Here is a 21,287-nt window from a genome sequence, read left to right on the forward strand (position 1 = left end):
AAATGAAAACAATATATAATTTATTTATAATACTCTTTAGTCTTACAATTGTATCCTGTGAGGATTCAGTAAACTTTGAGCAACCAGGTGAAATACCTGCAGAAAACACATTTAATAGTGTCGCTGACTTACAGTTGGGCTTAAATGATGTTTATTATGGCCTAAATACAGATGAAGCTATACAAATAAGTAGTTTTTTCACAGACGAAACGGCATTAGGTTTTGAAAACGGAGGGCAAAATGTAGAATTATTACAATTTCAATTAAACGCAGTTAGTGAAATTCCTACCAATTTATGGCTTAACAATTACAGAACTATTAATAGAGTTAACAGAATTATTGAAGCTGGAAACCTTTTAACAGTTACAGAAGAAGAAGAAGCTGAATTTAATGATATTTTAGCTCAATTATATACTATTAGAGCAGCAGAATATTTTGAGCTCCTTAGCTATTTTTCTACAGATCTTACAGATGATAATGCATTAGGAGTCATGAAAATTGATCGTGTGCCTTCAACATCTGAAGAATTCCCTAGAGTTTCTAATGGAGAGATTTTCGATTTTATAAATAGTGATCTTAGTTTTGCTAAAGAGAATTTAGATGCAACGAGAACCAATTCCATATATATCACGAGCTATTTTATTACTGCTTTAGAAGCAAGAATGGCATTGTATAGAGGCGACTATCCTTTGTCGAATACCAAAGCACAAGCATTAATAGATGTGTTTCCTTTAGCTTCTAGAATAGAATACTTTGAGTTTTTTCAAGATGCCAATAGAATTGAATCGATTTTTACTGGAGATCGTAACATAAGTAATGGTGCAGCTATTAGTGGTAATTTTTATTTTTCTAGCCCAGGTATTAATGGAGGTCCATTTATGGAACTAGGACGCGCATTATTTAACCAATTAGACCCAACAGATATAAGATACAATATGATTGTGCAATTTCAATCTGAAATCGATCCTTCTTATGATACTAATGGTGGTGTTAATGACATTTTGTTAATTGGAAAATATCCAGGGTCTGATGGTTCTACAGTTAATGATTACAAGTATTTTAGAATATCAGAAATGTACCTTATTAAAGCAGAAGCGCAAGCAAGAACAGATTTCACTACTGCAGCACAGACATTAAAAGAACTAAGAGATGCTAGATCTTTAAATACTACGGTATTAGATACATATGCTAATAGTGAAGAAGCTTTAACAGCCGTTTTAAAAGAAAGACGTATAGAGCTTGCTTTTGAAGGGCACAGATATTTAGATCTTAAAAGACTATCACCGTCTGGCATAGACAGAGATCCAGTAGATTGTCTACCTCTTAATGCTTGTACGCTTAATACTAATGAATTTTATAAATATACTTTCCCAATACCACAATCGGAAATCGCTGGTAACTCAGCAATTAGTGGTCAACAAAATCCGGGATATTAATATTTTAAATCCAATTATAAAATGAAAAAAATAGCTTTTATCATTATTTCTTGTTTGCTTATCGCTTCTTGCGGAGAACAAGAAACACCACAATATGACGTGAATAATAGTCAATCCTTAATCCAATTTGAATCTAATATATCGATATTAGAACTCTCAGACGGGGGACAAGCTGTTATTGAAATACCTTTAAGTGTAAGTACTTATGCGCCTTCAGATAGAACAGTAAATGTTGAGGTAACTCCTATCACAGGGACTAACCTAACACCTGCTAATCCAAATCAGTATAGCTTTAATGGGGTCGTTACTATTCCAGCTAATGAACTTAAAGGTAATCTTACTTTTACTATAGATTCTTCAGGCTTGGAAAGCGATGAAACACTTACGGTGCAATTTGAAATCACTTCAGCAAGTTTTGATAACATTAGCATTGTAGATCAAACGCATACCCTTAAAATCATACAAATATGTCCCATTCCTGAGAATTATTTAGTGGGAACCTATTTATTAAACAGTCCTCTTGCTAATATCTCTTGTGGAGGTCCACTTCCATCTTTTATTGGAGATAATGTAGAAGTAGAAGTGTCTATAGGAGAGTCTCAATCTAAACGTGTTTTTGAAGCGCGCTATGCTCCAGGTTCTTGTGATGGTTTTAATGGGCCTTTCGAATTTGTTATTGACTTATCTTGTGGTGGAACTGCATTGCTTTCAAATCAAGTGATTACAGATTTAAGCTGTAATGGTATTACTAATATTACTGTAGTAAATGACCCTAACAGACCTTCCACGTATGATATTAATGATGATACATCAATAACCATTAATGTTATTGATGACATCAATGGATCTTGTAATAGTGTTCCTTTTGAAAACCAAAGTTTTACCTTAACAAAATTATAAATCATGAAAATATATAACAAACTAATACCGATTTTTAGTGTTTTTATTCTTCTAATTACTGCCTTGGCTTGTAATGAAGATGATACTTTTGGGGGTAATAATCCAAAGTCAGGGTATGTTGCTTTAGAAACCGAGAACGAATTCATTCAGGCCAGTGGAATTCTTGAATTACCAGTAAATTTAAATACTTCTACTAACCCTAACGGCGTAGCAGTAACATATGCTATTGAGGTTGTTAGTGGCGCGTTACCTAGTAATTTTCAAGATATCACTAATGGAAGTATACTTATTGAAGCAGGAGCAGATTTAGGGATTATTAAATTAAATATAGCAGAGAGCGATAGTGAATATGTATTTAAAGTTAATTTAGTAGGAACTAATGATGGCGCTTTTTCCATTGGAATTAGTGATAATTCTAAAATTACAAGTACAAATGTTTTTGTAAGTGCCTGTACAATTCCGGAAACATATATGACAGGAACGTATGTGTTAACCAGTCCTTTGGCAAATATATGGTGTACAGATCCTCAGCCTTCTTTTATTGGAGACGGAGTAAATGTAGAAGTTACTGAAGGGAGCTTATCTAACTCACGCATTTTTCAAGCTTCTTATGCCCCTGGTTCTTGTGATGGATTTAACGGTCCTTATCAATTTGAAATCATTTTAACTTGTGGCCAAGCCTCACTTATCAATCCAGTAGCTACTGAATTAAGTTGTGATGGTCTTAGATTGTTAACAATAGATAACGACTTCAACAGGCCTTCATCTTACGATATAAACGATGATACCTCAATAACGGTTTATGTTATAGATGATGCTTATGGGTCTTGTTCTGATTTTTATGATTCACCATTTGCGAATCAAAGTTTTACACTTACAAAACTTTAATCTTACAAAACGAATAAAAAAAGGCGCATTTTTTAAATGCGCCTTTTTTATTTTAACTAGCTTCTATTAAGGATGTTCCTTTTTTTTTGTGTTCTAAAAAAAGAGTTACAAATGATAACCAAACACAGTATCTTTAATTAAATAGAAATTTAAAAAGTATAGCTGAAGTGTCTAGTCCCTAAAAGTTAATGATATAAAAAAACAGAGGGGATTTTAGGAGTACAGCATTTATTTTCTGTTTAGATAATGGTATTTGGTTATCTGATTTTTACCTTATAAATTTATAGTTTTTAGAGCATGACGTTATGAAGACACTAGCAATTGGAGACATTCACGGTGGGTTAAAAGCCTTAATTCAGCTTATAGAGCGGCTGAAAATCACAAAACAGGATACACTCATTTTTTTAGGGGATTATATTGATGGTTGGAGTGAGTCTGCACAAGTGATTCAGTATTTAATGGAATTGTCTAAAACGTACACCTGTGTTTTTATCAAAGGAAATCATGATGTCTGGTGTGAAGATTGGTTAAGAACTCATGAATGTGACTCCGTTTGGTTGGAGCATGGGGGTAAGGGAACGGTTGATAGTTATAAGTTGTTTTCCGAAGCTGAAAAGAAACAACATCTTAACTTTTTTGAAGCCATGCGTTTGTATTATATTGATACTGAAAAACGCTTGTTTGTTCATGCAGGTTTTACTTCGGTTCATGGTGTTGAATATGAGTATTCTACAAGAAATTTTTATTTTGACAGAACCCTTTGGGAAATGGCCTTAATAATGGATAAACGAATAAAAAAAGATTCAGAATTATATCCTAACCGATTGAAACATTATAAAGAGATTTACATTGGTCATACACCAACTATTAATTATTCTAAGGTGAAACCGATGCATGCTGTAAATGTTTGGAATGTAGATACTGGAGCGGCCTTTACTGGTAAATTATCTGCTATAGATATTGAAACAAAGGAGGTCTTCCAAAGTGATACTTTAAAGGATTTGTATCCAGAGGAATTAGGAAGAAACAAGAGTTAAAAACACCCATTTAGTAAGGTGCTTCTTATAATAGTTAAACAAATTATAGACACTAGTACCAAGCAGATTAGTTTATGTTTTTTTTGTAGTAAGAATAGAGGTCGTCTGCACTAGCACCAAACCATTGCTTTATATAAATCATGCAAAAATAATATTGTAATTTCCAGATGCCATGACGTTCGTAACGGCGCGCTGAGGTTTTAAGCTTTTCATTAATTACGACAAATTCGTTGCGTTTATAGAGCTCATTAATTAAAATATTATCCTCATAAATCGTATAGGTTTCATCAAAACCACCAATATCTTCAAACAGTGCCTTGGTGATAAACTGACTTTGATCACCACCGCGACAGGCGCGCCAGGAAAATTGTGTTAACCAACTGGTAAGACATAACCACCAGTGATTAGTGTCAAATTTTAGTCTGAAACAACCTGCGGAATTTCCTTTTTTAACTTCATCAATAATAAGCTGGTCGTAGTTTAAAGGCGGAAAAGAATCGGCATGCAGAAAATAAAGAATGTGCCCCTTTGCCGCTTTTGCTCCGGTATTCATTTGTTTGGCTCTGCCCTTTTTGGACGACAACAAATTAATATTAAGGCCTAGTTTTTTTATGATGTCCTGAGAGCCATCGGTACTACCACCATCAACCACAATGATTTCAGAAATGTTTTGTAGCGTTGCATGATCTATTAAATGAAACAATAAAGATTCAATAGTTTTTGCTTCATTAATAATGGGAATAACAATGCTAATCATAGAATGGTGTGCGAAAATCGGTTAGTTAATTTTGTTTATTTAAACTCCAGTCGTACTCTAAATATTGTATTTCAGTAGTTGCGCTAACCTTAACATCGCTATACATGTTAATATAGTCAATGATACTGCCATCTTCCTTGAAATCGCCTTTATACCATTTAAAAATTTCGGACACTTTTGCTTTGTTTATGCCTAATTCATTCTTCTTAGAATTATTAATAAAACCCTTGGTCGCACGTTCCATTAATGCCATGACATTTTTTTCAGTGTAGGCTTCATTTAATAATTTAGGACATGATACTGATGCACAATTAATGGCAAAATGAATTCTAGGTTCGTTCATCTTACGTAATATCCCGTTTTCTAATCCTGCTAGTGAAAAGGCTTTTCCACCAATTATAAAACGATTTTTTAACCACGGATTGTAAATGTCTTTTATGCTTTTTACTGGGTAATTTTCCAATATTAATTTAATGGTATTGGCATTATAAACATTTATAAAGTAAGCTAATTGTGTGTTAATACTCCAGTCGTCTTTAGGTACTTGCTGTTCTAAATAGCTAATGTATTCGTTTAGCTTATTAGCATCATTTTTAAGGCCTTTATAATCCACGTCTCCATTTGTAGCGACGTATTTTTTTAGTAAACTATCCCAAGTAGAATGGTCTAAATTTGAAGTGTTTGTTTGTTTTGGCATAGCCGTTTCATCACTTTCATTAACTGTTTTTACAGGTAATCCTTTGGCCGAAAAACAGCTATTAAGGGTTATAACGATAACGGATACTATTAGTATTTTTTTCATTGCAAATGGCTTTATCATTTCGGTGAAGTTGGAAGTCTAATTATTTTTTAAATTTTAAAGGATACAGTTCTTGATGAATAAAATTTTTCGGGAAATCTTCGTCGCCACTAAATCCCAGTTCAATAGTTTTGCCATTGTAAGGTACGTGATTGGTGTTAAATATAAAATCCCAAACACTTAATGTTAAGCCAAAATTCACTCCATATTTTGCTTTTTCAGGTAATTTTTTAGCGTGATGCCAAATGTGCATTTTTGGATTATTAAATACATACTTTAAAACACCATAATCCCAGCCCAGATTTGCATGATTTAAATGTCCAATAGCAATACTAAAAAAATGTACGATGGCAACATGTTGCGCATCAAAACCGCCAATTATAGCGATTGGAATGTAAAGAAGGGACTTATAAACGATAGGCTCCATCCAATGGTAGCGCAAATGCGCGGCAAACCCCATTTCTTTAACACTATGATGTACTTTGTGAAAATTCCATAGAAAAGGTATACGATGTAATAACCTGTGCGTGTTCCATTGTGTAAAATCGCTAACAATAAAAAAGATAAGCAAGCCTAGCCAAAGTGGGAGTTTATCGACATCGAATAGTTGAAAATTTGATACTGAGAGTCCAACGAGTCCAAGGATATCATTAAAAAATTCAGAGGCTGTTTCTGATAATGCAATGAGTATCATTAAATTCAGTAAAAAGAAATTAAAGAACATATAAAAGGTGTCCAACCAAAAATCTTTTCTAAATATGGACTGTTGTTTTCGCCAAGGGAAAATGATTTCAAGAATCCAAACGAAAAGAGAAATGGCAATCAAGCCATAAAAATAGTTATCCCAATGGTTAATAGTGATAATCTCATTTTTGAGATAATTCCAGTAACCAGAATACGCATTTTTAATGATATCTAAATATTTTTCGATAGGGTTCAAGATTAAGACAGTGTTTCTAATACTTTAAATAGTAAGCCACTTACAATAGCTGCCATTGGAAGTGTTAGTAACCAAGATAATAATATTTTACCAATCATTCTATAATCGGCTTTTTTAGTCACGGTTCCAATTCCAAAAATTGAGCCTACAGATACATGTGTTGTAGAAACTGGCATACCATGAATACTTGCAGTTGTTACTAATAAACCAGTAACCATATTTGCAGTAAATCCCTGACCAGAATTCATAGGGGTTATTTTTTTGCTCATGGTTACGCCTACTTTTTTTGAATTAAGTAATCCACCAACAGCCATAACAAGCGCAATGATAATCATACTCCATTTAATATCCATAGCATTGATTATTAATAGTAAACCTACAATTTTCGGAGTATCGTTTAAGCCACGGGCGAAACTAACAATTCCAGCACTTAAGTAATGAAGTGTATCTAGTACTTTTTGAGCGCTTAGTCCAAAAATTAGGCCATCATAAGTTTCTGTTTTGTTATTTATGGAGGCTTCTATTGTTGTATTCGTTTTTAAAGTCGCGGTATTATCCATGTTATAAGACGCAATTTCAGGCGTGTGTTTTTCATGAATATTAAGGTTTGTCTTTTTTGTAATGTGTAGTTTTTTTCTAAAAAATCTAAAAATAAGGTAAGCAATAAAACTAACTAAGGCAGCCATTAAGGGGCTTACAATTAACGGCATTAAAAAAGTGCCACCTAATTTTACGAAATTAAATTGCGAGCCAACAGCCATAATACCTGCGCCAAATAAAGCGCCAACCAAACTGTGAGTTGTAGAAATAGGCATGCCTATTTTAGTTGCAATAAATACAGTTAAAGCAGCACCAAATGCAATAGAAATTGCAAAAATAGGCATGGTTATTAATTCATTTGGCACTAGTCCTTTACCAGAAAAGTTTTTAACTAATGCGTTAGCAAAAAAAATGGCAGTTACAGATCCAGTGAAGGTTGTAACAGTAGCCCAATTTATTGCTTTTTTATAATTAGTTGTACCACTTCCAAAGAGCGTTGCTACACCCTTGAAATTATCATTAGCCCCATTACTATATGCTAAGAAACATGCAGAAATAAACAGTAAAATTAAAATCATAGTTAGGGCTTTTGTTTTTTATAGATCGTTGTTCCTTCTATACTAATGATAAAAAAATAAATTAGGATTATGGTCTAGCAACATCCACCACCATCGTAATGGAAAGTCGATTCGCTAATAAAAATATCATCTCTTCCTAAATCAGAAAGAGCTCCAGCTGTTTTATCGCAAATAGCGATAGGTTGGTTTTTTAGTAAGATGTGGCCTTTATTATCATCGAAAAAATCCTGATTACCATAATAAATAGCGGCTTTCCCTGTAAAAACACAAGGCCCATCTTCTGGCATTGGATCTTTAATAGCAGCTACTTCTATAGATTCAATATAAATGAGTTCTTCAGTTGGATAATTTTTAGGATCTAAGATTCTGTATGGTTTTCTAGCTCGAATTTCAATAGTACCAAAACCAGCATCGGTTAATGCTTTTACGTATTCTGCTATTGGTAGACTGCCACTTAAACATAGGGCACGCAATCTATCATCGTTACGTAAAGTGTCATTCATTTCTTGTTCACAAGTAGGATCACTCATTACTAATTTACCATGTGGTTTCAAAACACGGTACATTTCTTCGATGGCTTTCTTTAAATCTTCAGCTTTAAAAATGTTGAATAAACAGTTTTGTGCAGCAACATCAATAGAGTTGTCTTCTACATTAAGGTTTAAAGCGTCTCCTTTTATAAGATCTACAAAGTCACTTTTAAACCAATCATTTTGAGCCTCTGCTTCGATAAAGTTTTTACGTGAGGCCTCCAACATCTCATCAACCACATCAATACCAATGACACCACCTTTTTGACGATTAAAATAGGCGAATTGTAACAGTTCCATACCACCACCAACGCCAACATATAACATTTTAGGATTGTTAGTTAAATCGCGAGCATTCACTGTACTCCCACAACCATAGTTCATTTCCTGCATGATACGCGGAATTTTTAAACCAGGTAACTCCCAGATAGGATTGGTTGTACAGCATAGACCAACGTCTGGGGTTAATGCTGCTTCTTTATATAAATCGTTTGTTGCGTCTAAGTAACTCATATTTTTTAGTTTGAAATGTTAAGTTTTCAGTTTACAGTTTCAGTGTGACTGAAAATTGCTTATTGAAGACTGCTTACTAGTTTTAAATTGTTTTTATTAATTCTTTAAAAAGGGTAATCATATTAGGTTCTGCTTTTGCCGCCATAGCAATAATTTCAGCAATATCTACAGGTTTTAGATGCTCTGGGTCGCATTCATCTGTTAAAACAGACACAGCAGCCACTTTTAAATTGAGATGATTGGCGACTATAATTTCAGGTACGGTGCTCATCCCCACAGCATCTGCACCAATAATTTTTAGCATTCGGTACTCTGCCCTTGTTTCAAGTTGGGGTCCAAAAACGCTAGCATATACGCCTTTGTGCAATGTGATGTTATTTGCTTTTGCTATGGTTTCAAATTTGGTGTTTATACTCATGTCATAAGGTGCACTCATATCTGTAAAACGTTCGCCTAAAGCTTCAACTCCTTTAAAAGCTAATGGGGAATTGCCTTGTAGATTAATATGGTCGTCTATGAGCATCAATTCTCCTTTCTTGAAATTGAGATTTATTGCCCCGGCGGCATTAGAAACTAACAACGTTTTAATGCCCAATTTTTCCATAACACGCACAGGATAGGTAACGTCTTGAAGCGTATAACCTTCGTATAAATGAAAACGGCCTTGCATAACAATTACGGTTTTACCTTCTAAGGTTCCGTAGATTAATTTTCCTTTATGGAACTCCACTGTTGCCGTAGGAAAATGTGGAATATCGTTATAGCTTACTTGTTCAATAACTTCAATTTCATTAGTAAATTGACCTAATCCAGTTCCTAGAATAATTCCAATTTCAGGTTTCTCAAAGCCTTTATTTTGTAAATACTCGACTGTTTTATTAATGTAATTAATCATTCTGTTTTATAATATTTTGCAAAGGTTCAATATACTCCAAGTCTTCGTATAAATCAATATCATTTAAGATCTCAAGCAATCGGATTTTATTTTGTTTTAAATTTACAATTGTGTCATTAAAAACGGTTTCAGTGCCCCAGTTTTTATTTTTAAATATGGAAGCGTGCATCGTTTTCATGCCTAATAAATAATAGCCTCCATCTTCTGCAGGTCCAATGACCACGTCATTTTCATCTAAAGCTATAAAGGCTTCATTAATATGGTTTGGTTGAAGATGAAACAAATCACTACCAACAATTACTATTTTCTCATAACCTTTATTAAAACCGTCCTCAAATGCTTTTTGCATGCGTTCACCTAAGTCGTCTCCAACTTGTTGGTACTTTTGAAAAGCCGACCCATCCCAAATGTCATTCTCTCTAACTTTAATAGAATAGTACACGGCCTTATCTGCGTCAATTTGTTTGATTACCTGTTTGGTATGTTGTAGCAAATACTTATAAACACGCAAAGCAGCTGCATCTCCAACTGTTTTAGCCAAACGTGTTTTACATTTGCCTAACTCTGGATTTCGAGTGAATGTTATGATAAGATTTCTTGAATTCAATTCGTTTTATTTATTTGAGTGTATTGTAAAGGATACCGAGACTGTGAATTTATTTTTTAGTGTCTTCAGTTTCATAAATTTTCTCACCGTTTTTCAGCCATTTGCTCCATGCTTTATTAAAAGTATGTACTTTCTCGGTTTCTTTCGCTTCCGAATCTATGAGACTAAAGCCTTTATTCTTCCATTCAAAAATACCGCCGTAAAGATTATAAACATTAGTGTAACCTGCCTTTTTTAATTTTTTACCAGTAGTTTCAGAACGAATACCGAGAGAACAATACACTACTATTTTTTCATTTTTATCTGGATATTTTTCTTGAATTGAATCAATGTTAAATGTATTATAACCAACAAAAACGGCCTCTTTTAAATGGCTTACAGCATATTCTTGCGGCTCACGGGAATCAAAAATAATAGCTTTGGTTTTAGGCATGGCTAACGCTTCAACCGATATATAAGGCACCTCATTAGTATTGTGTTGTTTTAGTAAGGCATCGAGTGTTTTTTGTGCAATCGCTTCCACAGAGATAAAACTAAATAATAACAAAAAGAGGTGTTTCATGAGCTACTTTGAAGTTTAAGTACTTATATTAATCTGTTACAACACCTTGACAACTGCTTCCTGCGCCCGCTGTACACCCATAGCAGTGTTGGGAAATGACGATGTTTCTACCTTCTAATAAATCTTCTTGGTATTGCGAAATGTGTTTTGATTTGCTATTCACTGGTAGCGCTAACATCTGGTTAAAATCACAATCATATAAATAACCGTCCCAACTTACTGAAAGTGTATTGGTGCACATCACGTTTTTTACAGCAGCGGGATTGTAAGCGTCTACTAGGGCGTGCATATAATCTTCATAATTTTCTGATGCAATTAAATAATCCAAAAAACGAGCAATTGGTAAATTGGTGATGGCAAATAAATTATGAAATTGAATATCAAAATCTTCTTTCAGGGCTTTTTTGAAATCTTTTTCCATGGTGGCCTGATTTCCTGGTAAATAGGCGCCATTTGGATTGTAAACTAAGTCGAGTTTTAAATCACTGTCCGGCATGCCATAGCCTCTGGCATTTAATTCTTGTAGGGCTTTAATAGATAAGTCAAAAACCCCTTCGCCTCTTTGTTTGTCGGTTTTGCCCCTGGTCCAGTGTGGCATAGACGACACCACGTGTATGTTGTGTTTTTTAAAGAAATCGGGTAGGTCGTAATATTTTTTATTGGCGCGAATAATAGTTAAGTTAGAGCGTACAATAAAATCTTTAACGCCAACTTTGGACGCTTCTTCTACAAACCACCTAAAGTGCGGATTCATTTCAGGAGCGCCACCCGTTAAATCCAGGGTATGAGCGCCTGTTGTTTTAATAACCTCGAGAATTTGCTGCATGGTTTCCCTTGTCATGATCTCTTTTCTGTCTGGACCGGCATCTACATGACAATGTTCACATACTTGATTACACATATAACCAACATTGATTTGTAGAATTTCAAGCTTTTTTGCTTTTAAAGGAAACTGGTTGGTTTCAGAAATTTTATCTTTAAACTTAGGTAATTCACCACTTTGAAAAATACCATTAGAGAGTATTTCCAATTGTCTATTACTATTTGCTAAATCACTATCTCTTTTGTGTAGTGATTGTGTTTTTACTTTCGTCATTAATTATGTTTTACATAATCTTTACGTAAAATTTGTAAAGTAAGTTTTGTTTTCGGGACTATTTTTGGGTATTCAACTTAGTGAAAACCTATTTATTCGTTAAAAACTATAGGGCGCTTACATTTCAAGTTTATTAACTTTATTCATCATTTGTACCCCGTGTACTAATGTGGCACCACTTTTAATAGCAGCACCCACATGTAAGGCTTCCATCATTTCTTCCTTAGTAATGCCGCGTTGTAAACCGTCTTTTGTATAGGCGTCAATGCAATACGGGCACTGTTCTGTATGTGCCACCGCTAGGGCTATTAACGATTTTTCTCGTGCTGTAAGTGCCCCTTCTTCAAAGACTTTCCCGTAATAATCGAAAAATTTATCGCCTAATTCCTGATTCCATTCGCTTATTTTTCCAAATTTTCTAAGGTCAGCCGGATCATAATATGTTTTCTGCATGTTAATAAAATTTTAGCTAAGATATAAATCTAATGTCTAAAGTCGGAAATAGAAATCGTTCATAACAAATATTCCCATATATATTTTAAATTAGCACAATAAACAGTTTTATCATGAATGATTACTTTTTTATAATAGCTATACTTGTAATATTAGCAGCAGCTTTTGGTTATATAAATGTGCGCTTTTTTAAGCTGCCAAATGCCATTGGTTTAATGTTGATTACGATTCTTTTTACCTTAGGTATTTTTGCAATAAGTTATTTTGATTCTACACTTTTAGATGCCGAACGCTACATTATTAGACAAATTGATTTCAAGAGTGTTTTGTTAGATATTATGTTGAGTTTTTTACTGTTTGCAGGAGCCTTACATACCAATTTTGAACAGCTAAAAGTACAACGTTGGCCGGTATTGGTATTCTCAACTTTAGGGGTATTAGTGTCAACATTTTTAGTGGGTACAGTTGTGTATTTCATGCTGCAAATTATTGGGTTACAAGTGCAATTTATCTACTGTCTTTTATTTGGAGCATTAATTTCACCTACAGATCCTATCGCTGTTTTAGGAATCCTAAAAAAAGCGGGGGTTCCAAAAAAATTGGAAACCAAAATTGTAGGGGAATCTCTTTTTAATGATGGTGTTGGTGTTGTTATCTTTTTAACCATTTTTCAGATTGCCGATTTAGGTATTGCCAATATTGAAACCCTAGATGTTGCTAAACTTTTTGTTCAGGAAGTAATCGGTGGGATTCTTTTAGGTGGTGCTTTAGGTTGGATTACTTTTAGATTAATGCGGTCTATAGATGATTATGATATAGAAGTCATCATCACACTAGCTGCGGTTATGGGTGGTACATTACTAGCGCACGAATTTCATGTTTCTGCACCACTAGCAGTGGTTACAGCGGGTTTAATTATTGGAAACGATACGGTTAGAAGTAGTGCCATGTCTGCAACTACAGAAACCTATGTAGATAAGTTCTGGGAATTAATAGACATTTTATTAAATACGATTCTATTTGTTTTAATAGGTATGGAAATGTTGGTTCTGGCTTTAGAAGGAAAATATATTTTAGCAGGTTTATTAGCAATTCCAATAGTATTATTATGCCGTTACGCATCTTTATTACTACCCATCAATTTTTTCAAAAAGAAATTAAATTTTGTTCCAAAAACTAATCTGATTATGACCTGGGGAGGCTTGCGTGGGGGTATCTCTATTGCCTTGGCATTAGGTTTAACAGAGGCCATGCATCGGGATTTATTTTTGGTGGTTACTTATATTGTAGTCGTGTTCTCTATCTTGGTTCAAGGCTTAACCGTTGGTAAATTGGTGAAGAAAATTGAATTGAAATACGCTAAAACGGATAACCAATAGCAAAATTTAGAATAGGCTCGTCTGCTTCAAAATCAAAACGTTGTCCTTTTGGTTGAGCAGGATCATGAAATGGTGCGGCTAAATCTAAACGGATAACAAAACCCTGGACATCTACCCGTAAACCAACTCCAGCTCCCATTCCTAATTCGCTTAAAAAGTCTCCAGAAAATTTACCGCCTGGTAAAGCAGGATTTTCCTCTGAGTTCCAAATATTACCAGCATCTGTAAATACGGCGCCTTTAAAGAAACCGAAAATAGGAAAACGGTACTCTATATTCGCTTCCAAGCGGATGTTTCCAGTCTGGTCAAAAAACGCACCTTCTTCTGTGCCTTGCTCGTTATAAGTTCCAGGACCCAAGGAGCGAATTCTAAAGGCACGCACGCTGTAAGGGCCGCCAGAATAATATTGTTTTGTAAATGGTAAAACGTCTGAATTGCCATAAGCCAGGCCGTAGCCTGCAAACAATCTCGTGGCGACTGTTTGCTCTTTTCCAAAATTAAAGTGATAGCGTAAATCGATATCTGCTTTTGCATATTGCGCGTATTCTAAACCTAAAAATTCCTTGGGTGTACCAGGCTCTTTTTCTTTGCCTAGTAAACTAACGGAATTTCCGGCAATATCAAAAGTAAAATTGGCATAAAAGTTATGTGTTTTACCAGCATCAACTAACCCGTTGTAAGTAAAAGAGTAGGTAAGCCCAGAGATAAACTCCTGATCAAAACTGCGTTGTAAAAACGGGTTGTCGTCTAATATCTTTTGAAATTCTGGAGTCGTGTTAGAAAGACGGGTATAGTAAACAGAAATAGGATTGACTTTATGGGTTACAAAACGATTGGCATCCCATACATAGCCAAACAGTGTGTTAGCAGACAAGAGCGTGTACAATTTACTTCGGTTTAAATAATCGAAACCTAGAGATGTTATGGTTTTAGGAATGGAGTATTCGAAAAAATCTGCACTAATTTTGAATGGCGAAATAACTCTTGGAAAAATTAATTCGCCTTCCAAGCCCAATTCCAAACTACTTAATCCAGCTTGATTGCCACTGGCAATTTGAGTTTCATAGCCTGCCTTTGTGCTTATATTTAATGTTTCACCACCTTTAAATAAATTCCGATTACTATAAGTTAAAACCAATGCGGGACCTGCAAAATTATTAGATTTTGTTACCGCCCGTAATTCTGCTCTAATGGCCCGTTTGTTTAATGGAGAGAGATAGATATTTGCTTCTAAAAGTCCTAGGCCATTTTCAGCTAAAGAATCTGTTTCTTTATATTGGATGTTTACAAATTTGTATGCCCCTATAGATGATAAACGTCTAGCGGTATTTTTTGAGGTTACCGGGCTATATAATTGCCCTTCTTTTAATGTAATAAAAGGATCTAAATGTTCTGGTTTGAAAAAAACAGAATCTTGTATGTACGTTTTATTATTATAGCGTTCATCATCAGAAATTTTTGAATCTTTTGTTAAATCATAGTCAGGATAAATAGTCACCCGCTCTAAACGATAGGGGATAATAGCTTTTTGTGGTACTTCGGCTTTCAGCTTCAAAAACAAATCAATACGCTTATTATCGTAACGATTACTGTCTGCTTCAAAAATTAAAAAATCAGAATTAAAATTATAATAGCCTTTGCGTTTTAGCATCGCATCCAGGCGTTCACGCTCTAACTTCATAGCCTTTAAATCAAAACGAATGTCTTTTTTAAAATTTGATTCGGCAACGCTAGCTTTCAATGCTTCATATAAAGGGGAAGGCACAGAATCTATTTGATAGGTTTCAATTTTATACGGTGTAGGGACTTGCACGGTATAAGTTATAGCAGCTTCTTTTGCCTCTTGATCTTCGGTGAAGGATGAGGTTGCAAGACTGTAGAAAAACCCATTATTTTCTAGTTTATTGACAAGGATGTCTTCTATTTCATAAGGTTTAACATCACTTTGGTACACGGGTTCTTCGCCAAACTGTTTGTACAACCATTTATTGAGAAATCCCGGTTTTTCTTGTTGCACTTTATAGTAATAATGTAAACCAGGTCGCAGACCCAGAAATTTTGAATTGGGTTCTGGGCGCAAAATGGTTTCTAATTCAGTTTTTAAATCGGAAGGATTTTCTACCAGACTATCGGCATTAACTTCAATAGTGGCTCCAGTATATAATAACGCACCTTCTGGAATGTATTTTTTTACAGCACAGGATTGTGCAATGAAAATTGCAAAACTAATGCTGAAGAGCATAAAAATACTTCTGAGATTTCTAGATTGATAAGTCACTACTTGTTATTTATTTCTTCGTTTTCAGGATCAATTTTTTCCTTGTCTTTTTGCTTCTGTTGAGCTTTTAAACGCTCTCTTTCTGATTTCTCTTCTTTGGTTTCATTATAAAAAACAGCATCCCAAAGCTCCTTAAATTTATTGAATTCTTGAGTAAATATAAGTCCAATCCCACTAACGATGGTTTGACCGTCAATAACATTTTCAAACTCATTCCTTCTAAAACCTTTTAGCTTATAGCGTCCGTTTTCAGTCAATAAATATTCTAGACTCACATTCCCAATTAAAGGAGTTGCCTCGCCAGTTGAGCTACTGCCTTGTATGTCTACTTCGCTACCAACACGAACAATCAATCGGTCATCAAACAAACGTTTTTGTGCGGCAATATTAAGTTGTGTGCGGTCTTGTGGTGCGTCACCTTGGTAGTCTGTATAACTGTCTAAACCAAAATCAAGTTCAAAGCCGGTGTCTTCTAAAAATTTATTTGAAAAAACGTTCAATTGGTCGGACACCGCATCGTTTAAATTGCTTCTGGCAACTGTGGCAAAACCACCTTTGCTGCCATCACTTCCAGGTTCTGGGTAAAATCGATTTAATACTAATAAAGAAAACACCTGTCTGTTTAATTCACCTTCTTGCTGGTTTACCTGTTGCACACGCCCATAAACCTGACCACCAATAGCACCTTGCTCATTTTCTGGCATGTCTAATTTAAATGAAATTTTAGGCTGAAGTAATTCGCCATTAATGTTTAAGTACACATAAAAAGGTAAGACTTGTCTGTATTTACTTTGTATAGCGGGGTCTGCTCCAGAAGTTTGTGCCGCCATAAGCGGAGAAGCTGAAGCTTTTAGGTTATAGATAGCACGCACATCTAACTTAGCATCAAACGGATCGCCAGACCAGCTGACTTTGCTTCCAGGAGCCAATTCAAACTTTCTGTTAACTAAGTTGTAAAGGTTTAATTCATATAACCCAGCATCAACATTATAGGTTCCTACCAAATTCATACGCCCGTTTGGTTTCATAGTAAAGTTAAAATCACCATGACCAGATACTTTAAAATAATCGCCGGTCTCCTCATCAATAATAATGGTAACGGTTGCTTTCTTTCCAACTTTTAAAAAGCTTTTAATATCGAAACCTTTAATCGTTGCTGTAGCTTCTTCTGTTTGTGTTAGAATGGCATCGGGGTTTTCGCGATTGACAAATATAACGACGCCGTCGCGCTGTTCAACATTTACAGCCGCTGAAGGCATCACGTAAGTAACATCTGTATTTTCACTAAGACTTATATTTGCATCTAATTTCGGGATTTGTAAATCGCCATTTAAATTAGCATCAGCATCAAAACTAGCTACGCCATAAAGGAAATTATTATCTTTCTTAGTCGCATTTAGAAACTGAAAGTTTTTAGCATTTAGTTTTAAATCAAATTTGGGATTAAAAATATTTTTAGTAAATAGCGCTCCTGAAACGATGAGACTGTTTTTGTTTTTATCACGAATAGTGAAGTTAGATAATGTTATGCCTTTATTGTCAATGCTTAAGTCTTCATTCTCTAACATAAAAGCAGCGTTAAACATGCTGATATTAAAAGCGGCATTATTGAAATTAAGTTGGCCTTTATACTGCGGCGATGCAGTAGTACCATTTACTTTAAAACGACCAGAGAAGCTCCCGCTAGTTTCTTTTAATAGCCCTTGTGAAAAATTTTCTAAAGCTTTCATTTTAAAGCTATTTAGCTTTAAATCCAAATCGAGATTCGCACCATTCTCATTAGCTAAATAATCACCTGTTAGATCAAGATCTATGGCCCCCTCTTTTAGTTTAGCATTAAAATCATAACTGTTACCACCTAAAGACTTGGCATCAAGGGTGAATGTGCCTAATTTTGATTTTAGAATTTCTAACTCAGATATAGTAACATCGGCTATGATTCCAGTATCTTTAAAAGGGTCTTCTATAACAAACTCACCATTAATTTTTCCGGAGGCTAAGGTTTTATCTGCATTAAAATAACTTAGAAAATCGTCTAATCTAAAATTATTAAAATCCAAAGCGACATGTGCTTTGCTAATGTTTGGTAATTTATCGGTAATCCTTACTTGTTGTGTGCCATTACTAATACTAAAATTATTAAATTCAAGTTTACCTGTGGTGTATATAATTTCGTTATTCTCAGGTGTGATCCAAGACTCTTCATTAAATATCAAGTCTTTTTGAAGCACATGATACCGTAATTCATCTCGTGAGCCTGTAATTTGGGATAATACATTAATGAGTTTTTTATCGTCGTTATAGGCAGTAATGTTAAGTGCCATTTCGTTATTTTTCTGAGCACCAGAAATCATGGTTTTTTGAATAGCAATGGGGCCAGCCTTTAGGGCCTTAAAACTTAAATCAAAATTTAAATCGTTTTTGGTAGTGTTTAAGGTAAAAGCTAAACTGTCTAATTCATTGCCACTATAATTAATATGCGGGGCAGTAATGTTTGCCGATAACTGGCGTTCTTTTTGTTTAAAATCAACAGAAATAGCAATGGTGTCTAAATCTTTTACATTAACCAAAAATACTTCATTAAGTAAAGGGGATTGCGCGATATGACCTCTTAATTTTAATTGTACATCATTAATACTGTCTTGAATCACTTCATCTTTATAGAAATAGCTATACAAATGCGCTTTAATAGCAACACCAAAGGTTTTTGGGTCTGTATTAGACTGTAGATCTAAGTCGACCAATTTATTTTCAAAACGTACCGAAGTGGTGTCTTGCCTTACTAAACCTTTAGCATCAATACGTCCCAGGAGATAGGTTTTATTGTCGTACACAACAACGCCATCATCAATTTGAGCATCAAAGGTATATTTTTCGGCATTACCTTTAAAATCGGCCTTTAGTTTTAAGCCTGTTCTAACGTCGCGCTGCATTAAGCCAAGGCCTTTTATATTTGCACCAATGACGTTTAGATTTACCTTAGCCTCAGGTGCAATAGAATCCAGTATAACAAAAGTGTTGAGCTCTAAATTAAGATTCTCGTCTTTGTATTGTGAGGTAATAGTCCCTTTCCCATTTTTAATGTCCCCAAGAATTTTAAGGTCTTTTATAGCATAGGTATCGTAGTTAAAACTAGAAATGGTGGCTTCTGCTCTTGCGTCAAGTGTGTTAATCGTTTGGCCTTTGCCGTTGGCCTTAATTGTAAGACTTACTTCCCCTAAAGTTTTATTTTTTAGGAGTTCACTTAGTTTGTAATCTTCCACTTTTAAGGTTGCATCAAAAGCAATGGTGTTTTCACTATTAAAGCGACCAGCTATCGTAGCGATGCCTTGAGAAGTGGTGATTTTAGAGTTTGTATATATGTTTTTTAAATTACCTTTAACAGTTCCCGCTATCTTTATGTTTTCTGGAAGAGAAACACCTAATGCGGTTTCATCGACAAAGGTTACGAGGTCTTTTTTAATCGTTTCTGCTGAAAATTTTGGAATATTAAATTGAAGATTGTCAGGATCTGTTGTGTTTTTAAGGGTTCCGCTGGCAGAAATTCGAGTTGTTTTACCCCAGTTAACTAATACTTTTGGAATAGAAACATTTGATAAATACCCTGAAGCTTGAAGATGTCCAGTTAGAGGTTTTTTGCTTAATTTTTTTAAATACGCGTTTTGCTCAAGTGCTGGTTGAAATTTAAACAGTTCATTTAAATCCAAATTAAAGCTGGGAAAGTCTACAGCGATTTTTGCGTTTTCTGGTTTTTCTATTAAGGCTTTTAACGAGTTGTAATCCAATTTAAGTGTCCCATTAAGAGCATTGTTATTCAATTTTAATTTTAGACCATCTATCTTTAGTTCTTGATCTGAAATATTAAAATTAAGCGCTAAATCCTTTAAGTTTAAACCTGAAGTTTCGTTAAAACTTAAAGCCTCTAGGTTTAATCTGCCTTTTTTTTCTTTTAGAAAAATAGAATGTCCTTCTAAGTTTATGGTTTTTAATACGATAGCATTCGGATTGAATTGCTTTTTGCTTGGTTTAGCGTTACCAACAAAATAACTGAAGTTATCGTTCTCCAAATTAATGCTTCCAATAGAAACTCTTAAATCTGGCCATTCGAAATTTTTGATGTCTTTTTTGATGCCTTCTGAAACTTCTTTAACCTTTTCTGTTATAGCATTGTCTTCTGTTTCTGTATAAACGGTAATGACTGAATTTCTTAAATCTAGAGTGTTAATTTCAAAGGTATTATCTGGGAGATTAGCGGTTGGAATTTCAGCATAGAAATCGGCAACATCTACATTTACAGTAATTCTATCCGCTTGCGATTTATAGTTCGCAAAGACGTTTTTTAGTGTTAATTTTTCTGTGGAGAGTTTAGGTAAAGGTATGTTTTCTGCGTTAGGGTCTCTGGGCACAGGACTTTGAAAGAATCTAATTTTCGCATTGGACAATTCAATTTCCGAAGCTTTAAAATCCATGGCCTCCAGATTTATTTGATCCATTTCTAATTGGAGTTTTCCTATATCAAAGCGACTATCTATACCGGAAACAGCGTCATCGTAAAGAATAGCAATGTTTTTAAAATCCAACTGGCCAATGATTAGATTTAAAGGCTTAGCGGTTTGGGTTTGTATGGTATCAGGTTTAGTCGCAAAGGCATCAATTAAAAACTGAAAGTTAAATCCGTTAATCGTGTCTTTTCTTATAATATTGGCGCGAAGCCCTTGCACCTGTAAGTCATCAACTCCAACACCATTCCCTTTAATCATTGACCATAACGGTACGTTGGCTTCTAAGGTTTTCGAATAAATTAAGGTGTCCCCCTTTTTGTCTTCAAGGTAGAGACCATCCAATTGAATATCACCATCAAAAGTAACGAAGAGCTTTTTTATCTCGATCTTAGTCTTGGTTTTGTTTGATACATAGGAAATAGCCTTATTAACTATTATGTTTTGACCAAAAGGACTGCGAATGAATAGTATAAGGATAATGAAAAGAAGCAAAAGGCTAAGAAAAATCTTTCCTATGACCTTTAAAATGCGGTTGACCTTCTTTTTAGATTTAGGTATTTTATCTTTTTTGTTTTCCAATAGCAACACTAATAATCT

Annotated in this window: 17 protein-coding genes; 5 read left to right on the forward strand and 12 right to left on the reverse strand. The window is 34.6% G+C overall.

Going from position 1 to position 21,287, the window contains the following annotated elements:
- Positions 1 to 2: 2 nt before the first annotated feature.
- The 4 genes from GQ46_RS17200 to GQ46_RS12055 all read left to right on the forward strand — a co-directional run bounded on the left by GQ46_RS17200 (position 3) and on the right by GQ46_RS12055 (position 4,261).
- The gene (locus GQ46_RS17200) at positions 3 to 1,436 is read left to right on the forward strand and encodes a RagB/SusD family nutrient uptake outer membrane protein (RefSeq protein ID WP_197077355.1); all 1,434 of its coding nucleotides are present in this window, start codon (positions 3 to 5) and stop codon (positions 1,434 to 1,436) included.
- 21 nt (positions 1,437 to 1,457) lie between these two features.
- Positions 1,458 to 2,336 carry a DUF1735 domain-containing protein gene (locus GQ46_RS12045; protein ID WP_044402307.1) on the forward strand — a complete coding sequence of 293 codons (879 nt, stop codon included), beginning with the start codon at positions 1,458 to 1,460 and terminating at the stop codon, positions 2,334 to 2,336.
- A gap of 3 nt (positions 2,337 to 2,339) precedes the next feature.
- A complete protein-coding gene (locus GQ46_RS12050) occupies positions 2,340 to 3,224 on the forward strand; it encodes a hypothetical protein (RefSeq protein WP_044402310.1) in 885 nt (294 codons plus the stop codon).
- 305 nt (positions 3,225 to 3,529) lie between these two features.
- Positions 3,530 to 4,261 (forward strand): metallophosphoesterase family protein, encoded by a 732-nt coding sequence (locus tag GQ46_RS12055; RefSeq protein WP_044402313.1) that lies wholly within the window; start codon positions 3,530 to 3,532, stop codon positions 4,259 to 4,261.
- Between the two features lie 67 nt (positions 4,262 to 4,328).
- Here the strand turns inward: GQ46_RS12055 and GQ46_RS12060 are convergent, their stop codons facing one another.
- From GQ46_RS12060 to GQ46_RS12105, 10 genes are all read right to left on the reverse strand, one after another.
- A complete protein-coding gene (locus GQ46_RS12060) occupies positions 4,329 to 5,018 on the reverse strand; it encodes a TIGR04283 family arsenosugar biosynthesis glycosyltransferase (RefSeq protein ID WP_044402316.1) in 690 nt (229 codons plus the stop codon).
- 25 nt (positions 5,019 to 5,043) lie between these two features.
- A complete protein-coding gene (locus GQ46_RS12065; RefSeq protein ID WP_044402319.1) occupies positions 5,044 to 5,820 on the reverse strand; it encodes a DUF547 domain-containing protein in 777 nt (258 codons plus the stop codon).
- A 40-nt stretch (positions 5,821 to 5,860) separates the two neighbouring features.
- Complete coding sequence (locus GQ46_RS12070; RefSeq protein WP_044405015.1) at positions 5,861 to 6,748, reverse strand: sterol desaturase family protein; 888 nt, start codon at positions 6,746 to 6,748, stop codon at positions 5,861 to 5,863.
- Positions 6,749 to 6,759: 11 nt separating this feature from the next.
- Positions 6,760 to 7,875, reverse strand: a complete 1,116-nt coding sequence (locus tag GQ46_RS12075) for an inorganic phosphate transporter (RefSeq protein ID WP_044402321.1) — start codon at positions 7,873 to 7,875, stop codon at positions 6,760 to 6,762.
- A gap of 74 nt (positions 7,876 to 7,949) precedes the next feature.
- Positions 7,950 to 8,918, reverse strand: coding sequence for an arsenosugar biosynthesis arsenite methyltransferase ArsM (arsM, locus tag GQ46_RS12080; protein ID WP_044402324.1), 969 nt, complete (start codon positions 8,916 to 8,918; stop codon positions 7,950 to 7,952).
- 82 nt (positions 8,919 to 9,000) lie between these two features.
- Positions 9,001 to 9,813 (reverse strand): purine-nucleoside phosphorylase, encoded by an 813-nt coding sequence (locus GQ46_RS12085; protein WP_044402327.1) that lies wholly within the window; start codon positions 9,811 to 9,813, stop codon positions 9,001 to 9,003.
- On the reverse strand, positions 9,806 to 10,420 hold the full coding sequence (locus GQ46_RS12090; RefSeq protein WP_044402331.1) for a TIGR04282 family arsenosugar biosynthesis glycosyltransferase: 615 nt from the start codon (positions 10,418 to 10,420) through the stop codon (positions 9,806 to 9,808). The genes GQ46_RS12085 and GQ46_RS12090 overlap by 8 nt, the downstream gene beginning before the upstream one ends.
- Positions 10,421 to 10,469: 49 nt before the next feature.
- Positions 10,470 to 10,982 (reverse strand): rhodanese-like domain-containing protein, encoded by a 513-nt coding sequence (locus GQ46_RS12095; protein WP_044402334.1) that lies wholly within the window; start codon positions 10,980 to 10,982, stop codon positions 10,470 to 10,472.
- Positions 10,983 to 11,010: 28 nt separating this feature from the next.
- Positions 11,011 to 12,078: an arsenosugar biosynthesis radical SAM (seleno)protein ArsS gene (gene arsS, locus GQ46_RS12100; protein WP_044402338.1), complete on the reverse strand. Its 1,068-nt coding sequence runs from the start codon at positions 12,076 to 12,078 to the stop codon at positions 11,011 to 11,013.
- A gap of 117 nt (positions 12,079 to 12,195) precedes the next feature.
- Positions 12,196 to 12,531 (reverse strand): arsenosugar biosynthesis-associated peroxidase-like protein, encoded by a 336-nt coding sequence (locus GQ46_RS12105; RefSeq protein ID WP_044402341.1) that lies wholly within the window; start codon positions 12,529 to 12,531, stop codon positions 12,196 to 12,198.
- Positions 12,532 to 12,644: 113 nt separating this feature from the next.
- Between GQ46_RS12105 and GQ46_RS12110 the strand changes: the two genes are divergently transcribed.
- Positions 12,645 to 13,910 (forward strand): sodium:proton antiporter, encoded by a 1,266-nt coding sequence (locus tag GQ46_RS12110; protein ID WP_044402343.1) that lies wholly within the window; start codon positions 12,645 to 12,647, stop codon positions 13,908 to 13,910.
- Here GQ46_RS12110 and GQ46_RS12115 read toward each other — a convergent pair.
- On the reverse strand, positions 13,891 to 16,152 hold the full coding sequence (locus GQ46_RS12115) for a BamA/TamA family outer membrane protein (protein ID WP_044402345.1): 2,262 nt from the start codon (positions 16,150 to 16,152) through the stop codon (positions 13,891 to 13,893). The two genes, GQ46_RS12110 and GQ46_RS12115, sit on opposite strands and share 20 nt — an antisense overlap.
- 35 nt (positions 16,153 to 16,187) lie before the next feature.
- Positions 16,188 to 21,278: a translocation/assembly module TamB domain-containing protein gene (locus tag GQ46_RS12120; protein ID WP_369793442.1), complete on the reverse strand. Its 5,091-nt coding sequence runs from the start codon at positions 21,276 to 21,278 to the stop codon at positions 16,188 to 16,190.
- Positions 21,279 to 21,287: the final 9 nt, after the last annotated feature.

The sequence above is a fragment of the Lacinutrix sp. Hel_I_90 genome (assembly GCF_000934685.1).
GTDB lineage: Bacteria > Bacteroidota > Bacteroidia > Flavobacteriales > Flavobacteriaceae > Lacinutrix.

What these genes read in the sequence shown, in the direction of transcription:
- arsM (WP_044402324.1), bottom strand. Translation starts at nt 8,918, where the DNA reads ATGAGTTACTTAGACGCAACAAACGATTTATATAAAGAAGCAGCATTA.
- GQ46_RS12095 (WP_044402334.1), bottom strand. Translation starts at nt 10,982, where the DNA reads ATGAAACACCTCTTTTTGTTATTATTTAGTTTTATCTCTGTGGAAGCG.
- GQ46_RS12105 (WP_044402341.1), bottom strand. Translation starts at nt 12,531, where the DNA reads ATGCAGAAAACATATTATGATCCGGCTGACCTTAGAAAATTTGGAAAA.
- GQ46_RS12060 (WP_044402316.1), bottom strand. Translation starts at nt 5,018, where the DNA reads ATGATTAGCATTGTTATTCCCATTATTAATGAAGCAAAAACTATTGAA.
- GQ46_RS12045 (WP_044402307.1), top strand. Translation starts at nt 1,458, where the DNA reads ATGAAAAAAATAGCTTTTATCATTATTTCTTGTTTGCTTATCGCTTCT.
- GQ46_RS12115 (WP_044402345.1), bottom strand. Translation starts at nt 16,152, where the DNA reads ATGCTCTTCAGCATTAGTTTTGCAATTTTCATTGCACAATCCTGTGCT.
- GQ46_RS17200 (WP_197077355.1), top strand. Translation starts at nt 3, where the DNA reads ATGAAAACAATATATAATTTATTTATAATACTCTTTAGTCTTACAATT.
- GQ46_RS12075 (WP_044402321.1), bottom strand. Translation starts at nt 7,875, where the DNA reads ATGATTTTAATTTTACTGTTTATTTCTGCATGTTTCTTAGCATATAGT.
- GQ46_RS12050 (WP_044402310.1), top strand. Translation starts at nt 2,340, where the DNA reads ATGAAAATATATAACAAACTAATACCGATTTTTAGTGTTTTTATTCTT.
- GQ46_RS12110 (WP_044402343.1), top strand. Translation starts at nt 12,645, where the DNA reads ATGAATGATTACTTTTTTATAATAGCTATACTTGTAATATTAGCAGCA.
- arsS (WP_044402338.1), bottom strand. Translation starts at nt 12,078, where the DNA reads ATGACGAAAGTAAAAACACAATCACTACACAAAAGAGATAGTGATTTA.
- GQ46_RS12085 (WP_044402327.1), bottom strand. Translation starts at nt 9,813, where the DNA reads ATGATTAATTACATTAATAAAACAGTCGAGTATTTACAAAATAAAGGC.
- GQ46_RS12065 (WP_044402319.1), bottom strand. Translation starts at nt 5,820, where the DNA reads ATGAAAAAAATACTAATAGTATCCGTTATCGTTATAACCCTTAATAGC.
- GQ46_RS12055 (WP_044402313.1), top strand. Translation starts at nt 3,530, where the DNA reads ATGAAGACACTAGCAATTGGAGACATTCACGGTGGGTTAAAAGCCTTA.